The sequence below is a fragment of the Streptomyces sp. NPDC014727 genome, from assembly GCF_043083485.1.
GTDB lineage: Bacteria > Actinomycetota > Actinomycetes > Streptomycetales > Streptomycetaceae > Streptomyces.
Window position 1 is genome coordinate 187,065 of the sequence record NZ_JBIBYR010000012.1, and the last position, 16,168, is coordinate 203,232.

At 71.2% G+C, this 16,168-nt stretch carries 12 protein-coding genes; 8 read left to right on the plus strand and 4 right to left on the minus strand.

Going from position 1 to position 16,168, the window contains the following annotated elements; genetic code table 11:
- The first annotated feature begins 214 nt into the window (after nt 1-214).
- The 3 genes from ACF1B9_RS20755 to ACF1B9_RS20765 all read left to right on the plus strand — a co-directional run bounded on the left by ACF1B9_RS20755 (nt 215) and on the right by ACF1B9_RS20765 (nt 3,988).
- Nucleotides 215-793, plus strand: a complete 579-nt coding sequence (locus tag ACF1B9_RS20755; protein WP_391744522.1) for a carboxymuconolactone decarboxylase family protein — start codon at nt 215-217, stop codon at nt 791-793.
- Nucleotides 790-1,650: an RNA polymerase sigma-70 factor gene (locus ACF1B9_RS20760; protein ID WP_391744520.1), complete on the plus strand. Its 861-nt coding sequence runs from the start codon at nt 790-792 to the stop codon at nt 1,648-1,650. Before ACF1B9_RS20755 ends, ACF1B9_RS20760 begins: the two co-directional genes overlap by 4 nt.
- Nucleotides 1,651-1,996: 346 nt before the next feature.
- Nucleotides 1,997-3,988, plus strand: coding sequence for an Ig-like domain repeat protein (locus ACF1B9_RS20765; RefSeq protein WP_391744519.1), 1,992 nt, complete (start codon nt 1,997-1,999; stop codon nt 3,986-3,988).
- Nucleotides 3,989-4,156: 168 nt separating this feature from the next.
- Here ACF1B9_RS20765 and dnaN read toward each other — a convergent pair whose 3' ends face one another.
- The gene (gene dnaN, locus ACF1B9_RS20770; RefSeq protein WP_391744518.1) at nt 4,157-5,284 is read right to left on the minus strand and encodes a DNA polymerase III subunit beta; all 1,128 of its coding nucleotides are present in this window, start codon (nt 5,282-5,284) and stop codon (nt 4,157-4,159) included.
- 397 nt (nt 5,285-5,681) lie between these two features.
- Here dnaN and ACF1B9_RS20775 point away from each other — a divergent pair, with 397 nt between their 5' ends.
- Nucleotides 5,682-7,172, plus strand: coding sequence for a helix-turn-helix domain-containing protein (locus ACF1B9_RS20775; RefSeq protein ID WP_391744627.1), 1,491 nt, complete (start codon nt 5,682-5,684; stop codon nt 7,170-7,172).
- Between the two features lie 66 nt (nt 7,173-7,238).
- Here ACF1B9_RS20775 and ACF1B9_RS20780 read toward each other — a convergent pair whose 3' ends face one another.
- Entirely contained in the window at nt 7,239-8,123 is an 885-nt protein-coding gene (locus ACF1B9_RS20780) for a glycoside hydrolase family 19 protein (protein ID WP_391744517.1), read from the minus strand.
- Nucleotides 8,124-8,449: 326 nt separating this feature from the next.
- On the minus strand, nt 8,450-9,733 hold the full coding sequence (locus ACF1B9_RS20785; RefSeq protein ID WP_391744515.1) for an adenylosuccinate synthase: 1,284 nt from the start codon (nt 9,731-9,733) through the stop codon (nt 8,450-8,452).
- 186 nt (nt 9,734-9,919) lie between these two features.
- Here ACF1B9_RS20785 and ACF1B9_RS20790 point away from each other — a divergent pair, with 186 nt between their 5' ends.
- A complete protein-coding gene (locus tag ACF1B9_RS20790) occupies nt 9,920-10,777 on the plus strand; it encodes a diacylglycerol kinase (protein ID WP_391744513.1) in 858 nt (285 codons plus the stop codon).
- Nucleotides 10,778-10,815: 38 nt separating this feature from the next.
- Complete coding sequence (locus ACF1B9_RS20795; protein ID WP_391744511.1) at nt 10,816-12,837, plus strand: hypothetical protein; 2,022 nt, start codon at nt 10,816-10,818, stop codon at nt 12,835-12,837.
- A 21-nt stretch (nt 12,838-12,858) separates the two neighbouring features.
- On the opposite strand, the gene ACF1B9_RS20800 is transcribed toward ACF1B9_RS20795, so the two are convergent.
- The gene (locus ACF1B9_RS20800; RefSeq protein ID WP_391744510.1) at nt 12,859-13,401 is read right to left on the minus strand and encodes a GbsR/MarR family transcriptional regulator; all 543 of its coding nucleotides are present in this window, start codon (nt 13,399-13,401) and stop codon (nt 12,859-12,861) included.
- 101 nt (nt 13,402-13,502) lie between these two features.
- On the opposite strand from ACF1B9_RS20800, the gene ACF1B9_RS20805 reads away from it, so the two are divergent.
- The gene (locus ACF1B9_RS20805; protein ID WP_391744509.1) at nt 13,503-14,444 is read left to right on the plus strand and encodes an ATP-binding cassette domain-containing protein; all 942 of its coding nucleotides are present in this window, start codon (nt 13,503-13,505) and stop codon (nt 14,442-14,444) included.
- Entirely contained in the window at nt 14,441-16,087 is a 1,647-nt protein-coding gene (locus ACF1B9_RS20810) for an ABC transporter permease (protein WP_391744508.1), read from the plus strand. Before ACF1B9_RS20805 ends, ACF1B9_RS20810 begins: the two co-directional genes overlap by 4 nt.
- Nucleotides 16,088-16,168: the final 81 nt, after the last annotated feature.

Genomic DNA, 16,168 nt, shown 5'->3' on the forward strand with positions numbered 1-16,168 from the left:
GCCGTGACACAGCTGAACCCGTCGGTCGGTTCGCCAGGTCGGCGAACCGGCCGGGTCGGCAGGAGCCGCCGGGGTTGCACGCGCTCACGTCGAGCCGGTCGACGGCGTTGATCACAGCCATCAGCGCCGGGGCTGCGGTGGTTGTCACATGCGTGGGCCGGGCGGTGTCTTCATGCCGAACAGCCCCACAGGGACGCATACAAGGAGAGACAGCATGTCGCTGCGCCTGCCGAAGGCCGACCTCCCCGCCGAGCTCAAGGAGAACATGATCAAGCAGCTGGGCATCGTGCCCGAGAACGTCGAGGTGCTGTGGCACAGCCCCCGGGTGACCCAGGACAACCTGGAGTTCGGCGCCAGGGTGGGGGCGTGGGACGCGGTCGACCCGGGCCTGAAGTCGTTCGCGCACATGGCCGTCGCGTCGCAGGTCGGCTGCAGCTGGTGCCTGGACGTCGGCTATTTCCAGGCGCAGAACGAGAACCTGGACCTGGCCAAGGCGAGCCAGGTACCGCGCTGGCGGGAGTCGGACGTGTTCACTCCGCTGGAGCGCGACGTCATGGGGTACGCCGAGGCGATGACGAACACGCCGCCGACCGTCACCGACGAGCAGTACGCCGCCCTTCTCAAGCGGCTCGGGACGCCGGCGATGGTGGAGCTCACCGCGCTCATTGCCTACGTCAACCTGGCGACCAGGGCCAACGTGGCGAACGGGGTCACCTCGCAGGGCTTCTCCGACGCCTGCGAGATCCCGCTGGCCAAGCGTCCGGCAACGTCCCGCGCAGGGTCCACGGAATGACCGAGGACCCGTTCGTCGCCCACCGCAGCCTGCTGTTCACCGTCGCCTACGAGATGCTCGGGTCCGCGGCCGACGCGGAGGACGTGCTGCAGGAGACCTGGCTGCGGTGGGCCGGCACCGACCGGTCACAGGTCCACGACCCGCGGGCGTACCTGGTCCGGGCCGTCACCCGGCAGGCACTCAACCGCATACGCACACTCTCACGCCGCCGCGAGGACTATGTCGGCGAATGGCTGCCGGAACCCCTGCTGACCCACCCCGACGTCGCCGACGACGTCGAACTCGCGGAAAGCGTCTCCATCGCGATGCTGACCGTCCTGGAGACGCTCGGGCCGGTGGAACGCGCGGTGTTCGTGCTCCGCGAGGTCTTCGACGTGCCGTACGACGAGGTCGCCGAGGCCGTGGGCAAGACCCCCGCTGCGGTTCGGCAGATCGCCCGGCGGGCCCGGAACCACGTCGCCGCCCGGCAGCCACGCGTCAGCGTGAGCCGGTCGGAGCACAAGGCCGTGGTGGCCCGGTTCGTCGCCGCGCTGCACACCGGACGCGTCCAGGATCTTCTGGAGATCATGGCGCCGGACGTGGTCCTCATCGCCGACGGCGGCGGGCTCACGGCCGCCGCACCGGCCCCCGTCCACGGGGCCGAACTCGTGGCGACGATGCTCGCCGGCACGGACCGGGCCGAGGTCGAGACCATGGCGGTGTGGCTCAACGGCGCCCCCGCGATCCGGATCGAATCCGACAGCGGACGGGCCGCGGTCAGCCTCGTGATCGAGAACGGGCGCATCAGCCGGATCTACGCGACGTCCAACCCTCAGAAGCTGACGCGACTCGACAAACCGGCCGACCTCACCAGGTAGACCGTGGCGCGGGTGTTCTGGGCATGACGCGCCCGGAACCCCGCCCACGGCACGGACGGACCGCAGCCGGCACCGACACCGGCCCGACGATCTTTCCGTGAACCCCGGCAGCGCCCCTGGCCGGCGAGCTGGTCGACCATGATCAACCCCACCCGGATTTCCCTCAACCACTCACACCTGAACCTGTCGGATGCCGTCGGCGGACGGTTCACGGGGCCGGGAGCACCCCGGCCCCACATATGTGTACGAGATGTGGACGTCATGCCATACCCTGCGGTGACGGGCCGCACCCCGCGCTCATCTCCGGGTGCCACGCGGCCCTCTTACCGTGGGGGTAGACATCATTTTGCGTACGCGCAGAATCTCGGCCGCGACCTCGCTCGCGGTCCTCTTCAGCTCAGTGGTTCTGGTCGGCGGTGCGGCGAATCCGGCCGCTGCCGACTCCAGCAAGATCCTTCCCGCCGCATCCGTCGGCGACATCGTCGCGGACGGTGTCCACCAGCGGGTCTTCATCAGTGACCCGACCGGCGGCAAGGTCCTCGTCGCCGACTACAGCGGCAACGTCGTCGGTACGATCCCGTCGCTGCCGGGCGTGACCGGTCTCGAACTGTCCGCAGACTCCGGCACGTTGTACGCCGCTGTGCCGGGCGTCGACGCCATCGTGACGATCGACACCGCGGCTCTCAAGGAGTCCGCGCGGTACGCGACCGGCAACGGCACCGACCCGAAGTTCCCGGCGCTGGCCGGGGGCAAGCTCTGGTTCGGGTACGGCGGGGGAGGCTCGGGCCACATCGGTTCGCTCGACCTGTCCGGGGCCGAACCGGTCGTCACCCTGGACCACGAGACGAACGGCACGTGGTACGCGGCCCCGACCCTGGCATCGACGCCCGGTGCGCCGGACACGCTGGCCGCCGGTATCGAGACCCAGAGCCCGACGTATCTGGCCATGTACGACGTGTCCTCGGGTACGGCCACGCGCACCGCGTTCCGGTCCACGGACGGGGGCAATCTGCGTGACCTCGCGCTGACGCCGGACGGCAAGCAGGTCGTGGTGGCCAGCGCCGCTCCGTACCTTCACCAGGCGTACAGCGCGACGGACCTCACGCCGGGGATCGCGTATCCGTCCACCTCGTACCCCAACGCGGTCGACATCGCTCCGAACGGCATGGTCGCCGCCGGATCGTCCGCCTGGTACGACCCGGACGTCTACGTCTACAAGCCGGGTGTCACCAGCAAGCCGGTCCGGACGTACGACTTCCCCAACACCGGGAACAGCAGCGGTGCGGACACCCTGGAGGACGCGGGCCTGGCCTGGGCACCGGACACCAGCCGGCTGTTCGCCGTCACCGTGAACAGCTACGGCGTCCGCTCGCTGCGGGTACTCACCGACGCCGTCAAGTCCGCGTCCACCGTCACGGTCAACGCCCCGGCGAAGTCGGCGCTGGGCAAGAAGCTCACCGTCACCGGCCGGGTGAAGTCCGACGGTGCGTTCCCGGCAGGCGCCAAGGCCACGGTGACGCGCACCGACATCGAGTCGCCCAAGGGCAAGGCGCTCCCTTCGGTGACGCTGAAGTCGGACGGCAGCTTCTCCTTCACCGACACCCCGACCGCGGGCGGCCAGGTCACGTACAAGGTCTCGTACGCGGGCGACGCCGCCCACTCCGCGGCGTCGGGTTCCGCCAAGGTCGCCGTCCCCCGGACGGTGCCCTCGCTGACGCTCAACCACAACAAGGCGCTCTACTCCTACGGCGCGAAGGTGTCGTTCACCGCGCACCTCGGCAAGACGTACAAGAACCGCACCGTCGAGCTGTGGGTGGATCCGTTCGGTCCGGACAAGCCGAAGAAACTGGTGGCGACCGGCAAGGTCAACTCCAAGGGCAATCTGTCCACCACGGTCAGCATGACCCGGGACACCACCGTCACCGCCGTCTTCAAGGGTGACGGCCGGTACGCGTCCAAGACGGTCACCTCCACGGCGTACGCCAGGGTGAAGGTCTCGACCTCCGTCTCCAAGCAGTACAAGACGGCCAAGATCGGCTCCACGTCGTACGCGTACTTCCACAAGAAGACCAATCCGGTCTTCACCACGACGATGAGCTACTACAAGAACCGCTCGCACAAGCTGTCCCTGCAGTTCTACTACCAGGGCACGTGGTACGACGCGGGCTCGCAGTACTTCAAGCTCGGCACCGACGGCAAGTCCCTCGTGACGCTCACCGGCACCCATGACACCGGTTACCGGATGCGCGTCCGTGCCTCGTACGTGAACGGCACCTCGGGGGACACGGTGAACTCGACCACCCACGGCGCCTGGAAGTACTTCATCTTCACGAAGTAGGCGGTGCGGGCAGGCCCACGAGCGGGCGGAACGGTGCGGGGCCGGGCGGGATCGCGCGGCCCCGCACCTCCGTCGTTCAGGGGCGGCGGCGGTGGGTGCCGAGGGCGTAGCCAACCGGGGGTCATGCCCAGCTCGGGGCACCCGGGACTCCTCCCGGGCCCGGCCGTCCTACACCAGCGGCCGGGCCGACATCAGCAAATGCTGGTGGGCCGGGTGCGACGCCTCCGCCACGGCGTCCTCCTGGGACGCCCACCCGGTGACCATCGCGCGCTGGCCGGGGCCCAACAGCTCGAACCGGATCACGGGCGCGTCGAACGAGGCCAGTGCGTCCATCAGATACGAGGGATTGAAGGCGACCGTCAGCTCATCGGTGCCGTCGAGAACGGCCGGAAGACGCTGGGAGGCGACATCGTCCTCGTAACCCGCCTGCAGCAGCACCGAGCCGCCGGAGAAGGTCAGTTGGAGCGGGCTGCCCCCCTCCGCGACCACGGCGACGCGCTTGACGGCCTCGACCAGGGGCGCCCGGTCCGTCAGCGCGGAGACGGGGTCCGTCATCGCGAACAGCTTGTCGTGGCGCGGCAGTCGGCCGTCCAGCAGACGCACCGTGGTGCGCATCCCGGCCAGTTCGAAACCGACCGAACCGGCGTCCAGCGCGAGCCGGACCATTGCGGACCCGCCGAAAGAGCGGGCGATCTCCGTCAGCCTGCGGGCGGAGACCACGACATCGACCGAGACCCCGTCCTTGCCGGGCTTCCACGAGAGCGTGCGTACCGCGAAGCGGTAGCGGTCGGTGGCGGCGAGTGTCATCGTGTCGCCGTCGAGGGCCAGCCGGATGCCGGTCAGGGTCGGCAGCGTGTCGTCCCGGCCCGCCGCCACCGTCACATGGGCGACGGCCGCGGCGAACTCCTCCGCGTCCACCGCGCCGAGCACCTCCGGCAGGGACGGCAGCGACGGATAGTCGTCCAACGGCAGCACCGAGAGCCCGAATCGGGCACTGTCACTGGCCAGCGAGAAACGTGAACCCTCGACCGCGCATTCCACCGCGCCCTCGGGCAGCACCCGGCAGACATCGAGCAGCCGCCGGCCCATCACCAGCACCTTCCCGGCCCGTATGGTCTCCGCCTCCACCTCGATGCACGCGGAAGCCTCGTAGTCGAGGCCCGAGATGCGCAGCCGGCCGTCGGCCGCCTCCACCAGCAGCCCGCCCAGCACGGGTACGGGAGAGCGCGTGGGCAGCACGCGGGCCGCCCAGGCCACGGCGTCGGTCAGTGCACTGCGCTCGATGCGGAACTCCATGGCGGCGGCCTCTCCCGGTCGTCTCTGATCGTGATCCTGATCGTGAGCCGACCTTAGGGGCCACCACTGACAACGGGAGCAGGAGCGACAACGGGAGGAAGGAGAAAGGGAGAAGGAACGACCGGCCGCGGCCGACGACAGCGGCCACCCCCGTGAGCCGCTGCCGTCGTCCCCGTGCGCCCCTCCCCCGAAGGGCCCCGCAACCGTGTTCGGACTCTAGGACTTCGGGTACGTGACAGAAAGATTCAGTTCGCACTGTGTGAGCCGCCCGAGGTATCAGTCCGCACAGCCAGACCCGGTACGCTGCACTCCGGTTTTTTCGGGAGTGCGAAGGCGCGGAAGCGCGGGGAGCGGAGGGCGCGTGTACGCGCGGGAACGGGCCGACGACGTACTGCGGATGCACCGGCTGGCCCGTTCCGGCGGATCGCGGGAGCTGCTGCGCTGGGTGTCCGGCCGGGCGGAGGGCTGGGCCGGACTGCTCGACGGGGAGGGCACCGTCCTGCACGGCGTGGTCCGGGGCCCGGACCGTACGGTCACCGATGCCGCCGAGGCCGCCGCGCTGGCCACCGAGGGCGCCAGGGAACTGGCAGCGCTCGGCGCGCGCTCCTTCTCGTGCGACCGGGGTTCGCGCACCGTGCTGCTGTTCCCGCTGGACGGCCCGCCCGACGCCTCTTCCCCGGTCCTGGCCGTCGTCGCCCCGCGCCCGTTGCCGGACGGCCTCGTCGGGCTTCTCTCCGACGTCGCGATGCCGCTCGCCACGTGCTGGGCCGCGGAGTCCGTGGAACGCAAGCGCCGACGCGTCGACCTGGCGGAGTCGCGCAACCGGGAGGCGGTGCTGCATCTGCTCATGACCGGCCAGTTGTCCATCGCGCATCAGGTGGCGGGCGCTCTGAGGCCCGCGTTGCCCGACCCCGTACAGGTGTGTGTCGTGGAGTGCCCGACAGGCCGCCGGGACGAGGTGGCGCGGAACTGCGCGGAGCTCTCCGGCGGCCGGTCCTGGATCGTGCGCTGTCCGGTGTACGCGCGTCATCTGATCCTTGTCGTGCCCGCCGGTCCGGACGCCGCCGAGCGGCAACTCGGCCTCCGGGTCGCCGACGTGGTGGACGAGTGCGTCGTGGGTGCGAGCGAGGACGTACCGCTGTCCGACACCGCGACCGGATACCGCCAGGCCTTCCATGCCCTGGCCGTGGCCCGCCGGCTGCCCGCACGGCACGCCCGCTTCGGCTCGGCGCCGGAGGCCGCCCTGGCCGTCGGTGCGGCCGGCGCGCGGTGGGCGGACGCGCTGCTGAACCCGCTGCTCACACACGTACCGCGGCGCAGCCATGACCCGGGCAGCCAGGAACTCGCGGCGACGCTGGCCTCCTGGCTCGCGTTCTCCTCGCACGCGACGCAGCACCTGAAGATCCATCGGAACACCCTGACGGCACGGCTCCGGCTGATCGGCGAGCTGCTCGGCCTCGACCTGGGCCGGGTCGCCGGCCAGGCCGCCCTCGATCTGGCCCTGCGCGTCCGCGCCACACCCTCCGTGCTGCGGGCGGTCCCCCCTGACGAGGCGGCGACCCGGCCGCCCCACCGGCTCGACGACATCCTGCGCGGACCGGCCGTCCAGGAGTGGGCGGCCCAGCAACTGCGCCCGCTCACCGCGTCCGGCGCCGCCCGGACCACCGCCGATCCGCGGACGACGCTGCGCACCTGGCTGGACTGCGAGGCCCAGCTCGGGCCCACGGCCGCCGCGTTGGGCCTTTCGGTGCCGGGGGTCCGCAAGCGCCTCACGCGTCTCGAATCCACTCTTCAGCGCTCGCTGCTGCAGGCACCGAGCGCGCGGTACGACCTGTGGCTGGCCTTCCGGGCGCTGGACGTCGCGGGAGCCGGCGGCGCCGTCCGGTGAACCAAAGCGGGGGCGTGTCCGACCGAAGCGGCCGGGCACGCCCCCGTCGGGTGGGGGGTCCGCGGGTCAGCAGCTCAGATGGGAACCGGGGGTGGTGCCGAGGATCTGCACGAACGCCTGGTATCGGTCGATACGGCTCTGGACCTGGGCGGGGTTGCCGCCGTTGCACTCCAGGGAGCCGTTGATGGAGCGGATGGTCTCGCCGAATCCGGCGCCGTTCACCATGGCGTTGTGGGCGGTCATGGTGCCGGGTCCGTTCTGGGTGTTCCAGTACCAGAGGCCGGTCTTCCAGGCGACCGAGGCGTTCTGCTCGACCAGGTACGGGTTGCCCAGCAGGTCGATGCCGAGCGCGTCACCGGCGGCCTTGTAGTTGAAGTTCCAGCTGAGCTGGATCGGGCCGCGGCCGTAGTAGGCGGCCTGACCGGCCGGGCAGCCGTAGGGCTGGCTGCTGTCGCAGTAGTGGGGGTAGTTGGCCGTGTTCTGCTCGACCACGTACACCAGACCGCCCGTCTCGTGGCTGACGTTGGCGAGGAACGCCGCCGCCTCCTGGCGCTTGACGGTGTCGCTGCCGGTGTTCGCGAAGCCCGGGTAGGCGCTCAGCGCCGCGGTCAGTCCGCCGTACGTGTAGAACGGATTCCGGTTCGGGAACATCTGGTTGAACTGCGCCTCGCTGACGACGAAGCCGGACGGGGTGCCCGGGTCCGTACCGCCACCGCCACAGCTGCCCTGGTCCGCCCAGACGTCGGAGCTGCCGGGGGTCTCGTTCTGGGTCCACCACTTGGCGGTCCAGTTGTGCCCGTTGTAGGAGGCCGTTCCGCCGCCGGTGTAGACGGACGAGGAGTTCCAGGGTGCCGCGCAGTCGGCAGCCGCGGCGGTGGTGGAAGGAAGGACGACAAGCATCGCGACGACCGCGCCCAGCGCGGCGAGCAGGCCCATGATGCGTCTGATCACGTGATCACTCCTTCGGCGCGGCGCACCGGCTGGACGGTGTGCCGCCACATGGGGGGGTTGACGGTCACTCAAGCGCCGCTGGTCTGAACCTGTCAAGGTCTAGACCAAGACGGGGAAAGTTTCTCGAAGGAGTGCCCGGGAGCAGGGCCGCGACACCCTCGCGCCGCCGGACCCGCCCCCAACAGGAGTAATTCCGGAAGGGATTAGTCTGGATCATGGTCCGGAACACGGGGCGGCCCGAAGGTAAAACCTTCGACCGGACGCCAGGAGGGCCGGGACTCACCGTCCCGGCCCTCCTGGCACGTTCACCGCTCCTGCAGAAAGCCCTACAGGAAGGAGTTGATCTCGATCGTCTCGGTGCGGCCGGGGCCGACACCGATCGCGGAGATCGGGGCGCCGGACATCTCCTCCAGCGCCTTCACGTACGCCTGCGCGTTCTTCGGCAGATCGTCGAAGGTCTTGGCCTTCGTGATGTCCTCGGACCAGCCCGGCAGCATCTCGTAGACCGGCTTCGCGTGGTGGAAGTCGGTCTGGCTGTACGGGAGTTCCTCGACACGCTTGCCGTCGATCTCGTACGCGACGCACACCGGGATCTGCTCCCAGCCGGTCAGCACGTCCAGCTTGGTGAGGAAGAAGTCGGTGAGACCGTTGACCCGGGTCGCATACCGCGCGATCACCGCGTCGAACCAGCCGCAGCGACGGTCACGGCCGGTGGTGACACCGCGCTCGCCGCCGATCCGGCGCAGCGCCTCGCCGTCCTCGTCGAGCAGCTCCGTCGGGAACGGGCCCGCACCGACACGGGTGGTGTATGCCTTGAGGATGCCGATGACCCGGCTGATCTTCGTCGGGCCCACACCGGCACCGGTGCAGGCGCCGCCCGCGGTCGGGTTCGACGAGGTGACGAAGGGGTACGTGCCGTGGTCGACGTCGAGCAGCGTGCCCTGCCCGCCCTCGAAGAGGACGACCTTGCCCTCGTCGATGGCGTTGTTCAGGACAAGCGTCGTGTCGGCGATGTAGGGCTTGATCTGCTCCGCGTACTGGAGCATCTCCTCGACGATCTTGCCGGACTCGATGGCGCGCCGGTTGAAGACCTTGGCGAGAAGCTGGTTCTTCTGCTCCAGGGCCGCCTCGACCTTCTGCTCCAGGATCGACTCGTCGTAGAGGTCCTGGACGCGGATGCCCACACGGTTGATCTTGTCGGCGTACGTCGGGCCGATGCCGCGGCCGGTGGTGCCGATCTTGCGCTTCCCGAGGAACCGTTCCGTCACCTTGTCGACGGTGACGTTGTACGGGGTGATCAAATGGGCATTACCGCTGATCAGCAGCTTGGACGTGTCCACGCCGCGCTCGTTCAGCCCACTCAGCTCGGAGAGCAGGACGGCCGGGTCGACGACGACACCGTTTCCGATGACCGGGGTGCACCCCGGCGAAAGGATTCCGGAAGGGAGGAGATGAAGTGCGTACTTCTGGTCGCCGACGACCACCGTGTGGCCGGCATTGTTGCCGCCTTGGTAGCGCACCACATAGTCCACGGATCCACCGAGGAGGTCGGTGGCCTTTCCCTTGCCCTCGTCACCCCACTGAGCACCGAGCAGCACAAGTGCGGGCACAGGCGTACACCCCTTCCGGGCGGGGCATGTCCAAGGTCAGGGGGCGTACGTAAACGTCGTACGTGCCGTACGTCGTTGTACGGCAATGCCTGAACCGTCGAACCGGGTGCCCCGGAATAGACGAAGCCCCTGGCGCAATAGCGCAAGGGGCTCTTGCACCAAGATGCTACCCGAGGAAGGACCGAGGTGTCGGCTGCCCAGCCCCCCGGCGACGGTACGCACCAGCTGCTGGTGGTCATCGACCCGGTGGCCCGCCGGACCGACGGCGAGTCCGTCCGTATCGCGAAGGACGTACTGAGCGCCGGTTCGCACGCCAAGATCTGCCTGCCCGACGGCCCCGAGGAGTTCGCGCGGGCCTTGTCCCGCCGGGGCGGTCGGCGCCCGGTGGTGGTCGGCGACGACCGGGCGCTGCGACGGGCGGTGACCCTGCTCCACCGGGAGCGCGAGCCCGCCCAGGCCGCTCTCTCGCTGATCCCGGTCGGCGCCTCGGCCGCGCTGGAACTCGCCCGGTCGCTCGGCGTGCCGCTGGGCGCGGTGGCGGCGGCGCGCACCGCGCTGGACGGCGCGGTGCGCAGACTGGACCTGCTGGTCGACGACAGCGACGGCGTGGTCCTGGGGTCGCTGCACATCCCGGCCCTGAGCGCGCTGCCGGGCGCCGTGGCCGCCCCTACGGGGGTCACGGCGGTCTGGGACACCTGCCGCTCCCTGGTCCGCACGCTGGTGCGCCCCATCCCGCAGACGCCGCCCTCCCCGCACCCGACGCACCGGCTGCGGGTGGAGGCGGACGGCGTCCTGCTGAACGATCTGGACCGCCCGGTCGAGTCGGTGACGGTGACCTCGCAGGGCGGCGACGGAGGTCTCGCGGAGGTGGTGATCCGCCCTCCGGCGGCCGAACCGGTCACGGCGGAGGCGAAGGCCGTCACGGTCTCGGGCGCGGACTTCCGCTACCGGGCGGACATACAGGTCGCCGGCCCCGTCCGGACGAGGACCTGGACGGTACGGGCGGGCGCCTGGGGGCTGATGCTGCCGACGGACGAGGGGTAGCCTCCGGGGTCGGGCCAGGCGGAGGGGTGGGGCTGGAGATGTCGGACAGCTCAGGCGATACGGACAGACCTGGGGTGGACGCGGGGGCGGGCGCCAGGGTCGACGCCGAGGCCGTGGCTCCCGCGCCGGCGGCGGGTCGGCCGGCCCCGGCCGCGCTGGACCTGCCGGGGACGACGGACGCGCTGGAACGGTACTGGGCCTCGGCCTGGCGCTTGTTCGGTGGCGGCGCGGCGGGGTTGTGCTCGGCGGTGTTCTGCGCGGTGTTCGTCATCGGGTGGTCCATGATTCCGACGCTCGGCGGGCTGGGCGTGGCGCTGCTGGTGGGCGGGGCCGTGGTGAGGCACCGGGCACGGCGGATGCGCCGGGTGCTCGGCGCCGGGCCGTGGGTGGCCCACACCTCGGTCGCCCTGCAACGCGGCAGCGGCAGGGCCGTCGTGGTGCTGAGCGGGCCGGGGCCGAGTGAGCTGCTTCCGCTCGCACCGTCCACCGTCCAGTGGCGCTTGCAGCTGCTGAACGGACCCGGCGGGGTGCTGTGGTGGTGCGGCGATCCCCGCAAGGGGGGTGTGCTGGCGCCCCCTGGTGGCACGGAACTGATCTGGGCCAGGCCGGTACGAGGCCGTCGGGCGCGCTCGATCGCGGCCCGCCCCCAGGCCAGCGCTCTCCACACGCGCCCGGCCCCGAGCCAGCCGCAGATCGCGCCGGGTGATGCGGCCGTGGTCGGGGCGCCGGTGGCGGAGACGGCGCCGGTGGCGAAGGTGGCCGAGGCAGCGCCGGTGGCGAAGGTGGCCGAGGCAGCGCCGGTGGCAGAAGTGCGGCGGCGACCTTGGTGGCGGGGGATCTTCCGCTGGGTGTTCGTCGTCGGCTGCCTCCTGGTGGCGCTCGCCACGTGGTGGTCGGTGGCGTCCGATGGCGACCCGCGGGTCGACCTGACGGTGATCGGCGAGCGCGGCGACGGCCGCTGCGTCGTGCGGTGGACCGATCCGTACGGGGGGAAGAAACGCACGGGGCTGTTCCACTGCGCCCCGTACCGGGCCTCGGTCGAGGGTTACGAGAACGGCTACGTCGTCTCGTATCCACCGTTCAAGGGCGATCTGTACGACGCGCAGCTGCGCGGCACCCAGGCCTTCGCCGTGACGGACGCCGTCGGGCTCGGTGGGCTGGCGCTGGTGGCGTTCGGGGGCGTCGGCGGTGTGGTCCGGCTGGTCGTACGGGGGCGGGGATCGCGGGGCCGGAGGCTGCCGCCGCACCCGCTGCCCGACCGGCCGTGGGTGCGTACGGGACCGGGCGCCGGACCGGACGACCGGCCCGGCACGGAGTCCGCGCGGCCCGCGCCCGCCACCTACACCGCGTTCGCCGCCGTGGCGGACCGGCAGGCCGGGCTGCGCGGCCCGGACCCGGTGGAGCCGCGAGCGGTGGGCGAGGTGCGGTCGGGGCAGAAGGTGATCTGGTGGCGGGTGCCCATGCTGCGGTACGTCGCCGGAACCGCGGAGACCCTGTGGCTGCTGGGGTTCGCGAGCGCCGTCGCCGTACTGTGCTGGGTCCTGGGCGCCAACATGGTCCCGGAACTGCCCCGGGGGCTCGCCGTGCTGAGCGGGGCCCTGGGGCTCTACTTCGCCTGGCGGACGATCAGCTCCGGCATCCCGCTCGCGCGGCGGATGGCCCGTGCCGTGGTCGCTCCCGAAACCCGGACCCTGCGATACGCCCTGCTGCACGACGTGTCCAGCGCGACCGCCGGGCCCGTGCTCGTGCTCTTCCCCATCGAGGGAGCGGCTGGAGACACGGGCGACGGGGCGGGCGAAGAGGCCGCCGAGAACGTCGACGACCCTCCGCCGGAGGGTCTGCTGCGGCTCCTGCCGCCCGGGCCGTACACGTACCCATGGGCCGGGCTGCCCGCGCCGACCGGCATCGCGGAACTGCGCGGACGGCGCGACGGGCAGCCGTTGGTCGTGGCCTGGATCGAGGGGCGCCCGTACTGGCCGCAGGGCCTGTACGAGGACATCGACCCGTCCGACCCCGGCGCCGTCGACGCCCTGGCGGACCTGGTCCCGGGCCCGGTGTGACGGGCTCCGTCCCACGCCGCGTCAGGCGCCCGCGCGCTGTCCCCCGCGCTCGTCGGCCACCGGGAGGTCGAGTGTGGTGCGGTGCTCGCGCCAGCGGTCCATCATTCCGGCCAGCTCCTCCTGCACGAACTCGAAGAACGCCGCTGTCTCGGCGAGGCGGGCGCCGGCCGGGGTGTGCTCGCCCAGAGTGCGGGCGCCGTCCCTGAGGGTGCTCTCCCAGCGGGTGAGCACCCGGTCGCGCTGGGTGAAGGTGGTGTACCAGACCTCGTCGTGCAGGCGGTAGCGATCCCGGCGCGAGCCCGGATCGCGTTCGCGGCCGACCATGCTGACCTGCGTGAGGTAATTGACCGCGCCGGACACGGCCGCCGGGCTGATCTGCAACGCCATGGCGAGCTCGGCGGAGGTCATCGACCCGTCGTCGTCCGCGAGGAGCGCGGCGAAGACCCGGGAGGCCATCCGCTGCATCCCCGCCTCGGTCATCTCGGACGCGAACCGCTCCACGAACCGCGACACGGCCTGCTCGTCGCGCTCGTCACGCGTGTCCTTCTCGGATTCGCTGGTCATGACCCGATCGTCTCCCCTGGTTCCCGGCCCCCGCCCGTGCCCCAACTTTAATACGCTTCCTTAACTTCACAAATTTGTGAACGTAGCGTACCTTCAAAATCATGACGAAGGCAATCACGGTGGCCGGGCTGCACAAGTCGTTCGGTCGGACGCATGCGCTGGACGGCCTCGACCTCATGGTCGAGACCGGTGAGGTCCACGGCTTCCTCGGGCCCAACGGCTCCGGGAAGTCCACCACCATCCGGGTGCTGCTGGGGCTGCTGCGGGCCGACTCCGGCGCTGCCCAGCTGCTCGGCCGCGACCCGTGGGACGACGCGGTCGAGCTCCACCGGCGGGTGGCGTACGTCCCGGGTGACGTCACGCTGTGGCGCAACCTCTCCGGCGGCGAGGTGATCGATCTGTACGGGCGGCTGCGCGGCGGCCTCGACCGGACCCGGCGCGCCGACCTCGTCGAGCGCTTCGAGCTGGACCCGACGAAGAAGGGGCGTACGTACTCCAAGGGCAACCGGCAGAAGGTCGCCCTCGTCGCCGCGTTCGCCTCGGACGTGGATCTGCTGATCCTCGACGAACCGACGAGCGGGCTCGATCCGCTGATGGAGGAGGTCTTCCAGGGCTGCGTCGCCGAGGAGCGTGCGCGCGGGCGGACGATCCTGCTGTCCAGCCACATCCTCAGCGAGGTCGAATCGCTCTGCGACCGGGTCAGCATCATCCGCCAGGGGCGGACGGTGGAGACGGGTTCGCTGGCGGACATGCGCCATCTGACCCGTACGAACATCACCGCCGAGCTGGCCGCTGCTCCGGACGGGCTCGCGCAACTGCCCGGCGTCCATGAGCTCGACGTCCAGGGCCTGCGGGTCACGCTCCGGGTCGACACGGACAAGCTGGACGCGGTCCTCAAGTCGCTCTCCGCATCGGGGGTACGGACGCTGACCAGCACCCCGCCCACGCTGGAGGAGCTCTTCCTCCGTCACTACACGGCCGACGCGACGGACGCGCCGGGCACGCCGGACAGCGGCGAGGGTGTGGGGGTGGCGGCGCGATGACTGCCGTGACCACGACCGCACCGGCCGGTGCGGGACGCCGGACCGGTGCCGGGACCGGATCCGGGGCCGGGCGGCTCGCCGGCACCTGGACCCTGCTGAGGCTCGCGCTGCGGCGCGACCGGATCATGATGCCGATCTGGGTGCTCGTGCTCGGCGCCTCCTTCTCCTCCGTCGGCAAGTCCTTCGCCTCGCTGTACGACACCGCCGCCCAGCGCGCCGAGCTCGCCGCGTCGATGAACGGCAACAGCTCGATCCGGGCGCTGTACGGGCCGGTCTTCGACGACTCCGTCGGCGGGCTCGTCAGCTGGCGGATGGCCGGCTTCGGCGGGGCGCTGGCGGCCGTGATGAGTCTGGTCGTCGTCATCCGGCACACCAGGGAGGAAGAGGAGACAGGCCGTCAGGAGATGCTCTCCTCCGCCATGGTGGGGCGCCGCGCCCCGCTGACCTCCGCACTCCTCGCCGCGCTGATCGCCGACACCGCGCTGGCACTGGTGATCGCCGCCGGTACGGCCGGCTCCGGTGCGGGCGGCGCCGGAGCGGTGGCGCTCGCCCTGGCGGTCGCCGGTACAGGCCTGCTGTTCGCCTGTACCGCCGCGATCGCCGCTCAGTTCACCGAGAGCGCACGACTCGCGAAGGGGATCACGGCGGCGGTGATCGGTGCCGCGTTCGTGCTGAAGGCGGCGGGCGACTCGGCGACGGACGACGGCTCGTCCGTACTGACCTGGCTCTCCCCCGTCGGCTGGGCGCAGAACGTGCGCGCGTACGGGGACGAGCGCTGGTGGGTGCTCCTGCTCATCGCGGGCGCCGTCGCGGTCCAGGCAGCCCTCGCGTACACCCTGGCGGGGCGGCGTGATGTCGGCATGAGCTTCCTGGCGGCCCGGCCCGGACCCGCGCAGGGGCGGATCTCCACGGCGTTCGGTCTCGCGTTGCGGCTCCAGCGCGGTGCACTGACCGGGTGGACGTTGTCCTTCGCCGCGGTCGGTGCCGTCTTCGGCGGACTGACCGGCGGGGCGGCGGATCTCGTCGGCGACAACGCGAAGACGCGGGAGATCTTCGAGCGGATGGGCGGACAGGCCGGACTGACCGACGCGTTCCTCGCGGCGATGGTCTCCATGCTCGGGATGGTCGCGGCGCTGTACATCGTCGCGTCGGTGCTGCGGCTGTACGGCGAGGAGACCGCCGGGCGTGCCGAACCGGTGCTGGCGGGCGGGGTGAGCCGGATCGGGTGGGCGGCCGGTCATCTGGTCATCGCGTTCGGTGGCGCGGCCCTGATCATGACGGTCGGCGGCCTCGGCCTGGCCGCCGGATACGGACACGACCTCCCGGCCGTGCTGGGTGCGTCGCTGGTGCAGCTGCCGGCGGTCTGGTCGCTCGGCGGGGTGGCGGTCCTGCTGTACGGGGCGCTCCCGAAGGCGGCGGTGGCGTCGTGGGGCGTGGCCGGGATCTGCCTGGCACTGGGGTGGATCGGGCCCGCCATCGATCTGCCGCAGCCGGTGATGGACGTGTCACCGTTCACGCACCTGCCGAAACTGCCGGGGGGCACGGGGATGGAGTGGGGCCCGGTGCTGGCGCTCACCGCGGCTGCGGTGGTGCTGGTGGGGGCCGGGATGGGGGCCTTGCGGCGACGCGATGTCCTGACCTGACGGCGCCGGTGGGCGGCCATCCGGGCTTCGGGGCCTCGGGGCTTCGGGGCTTCGGGGCTACCGAAGCCCGGCGCCAAGGGT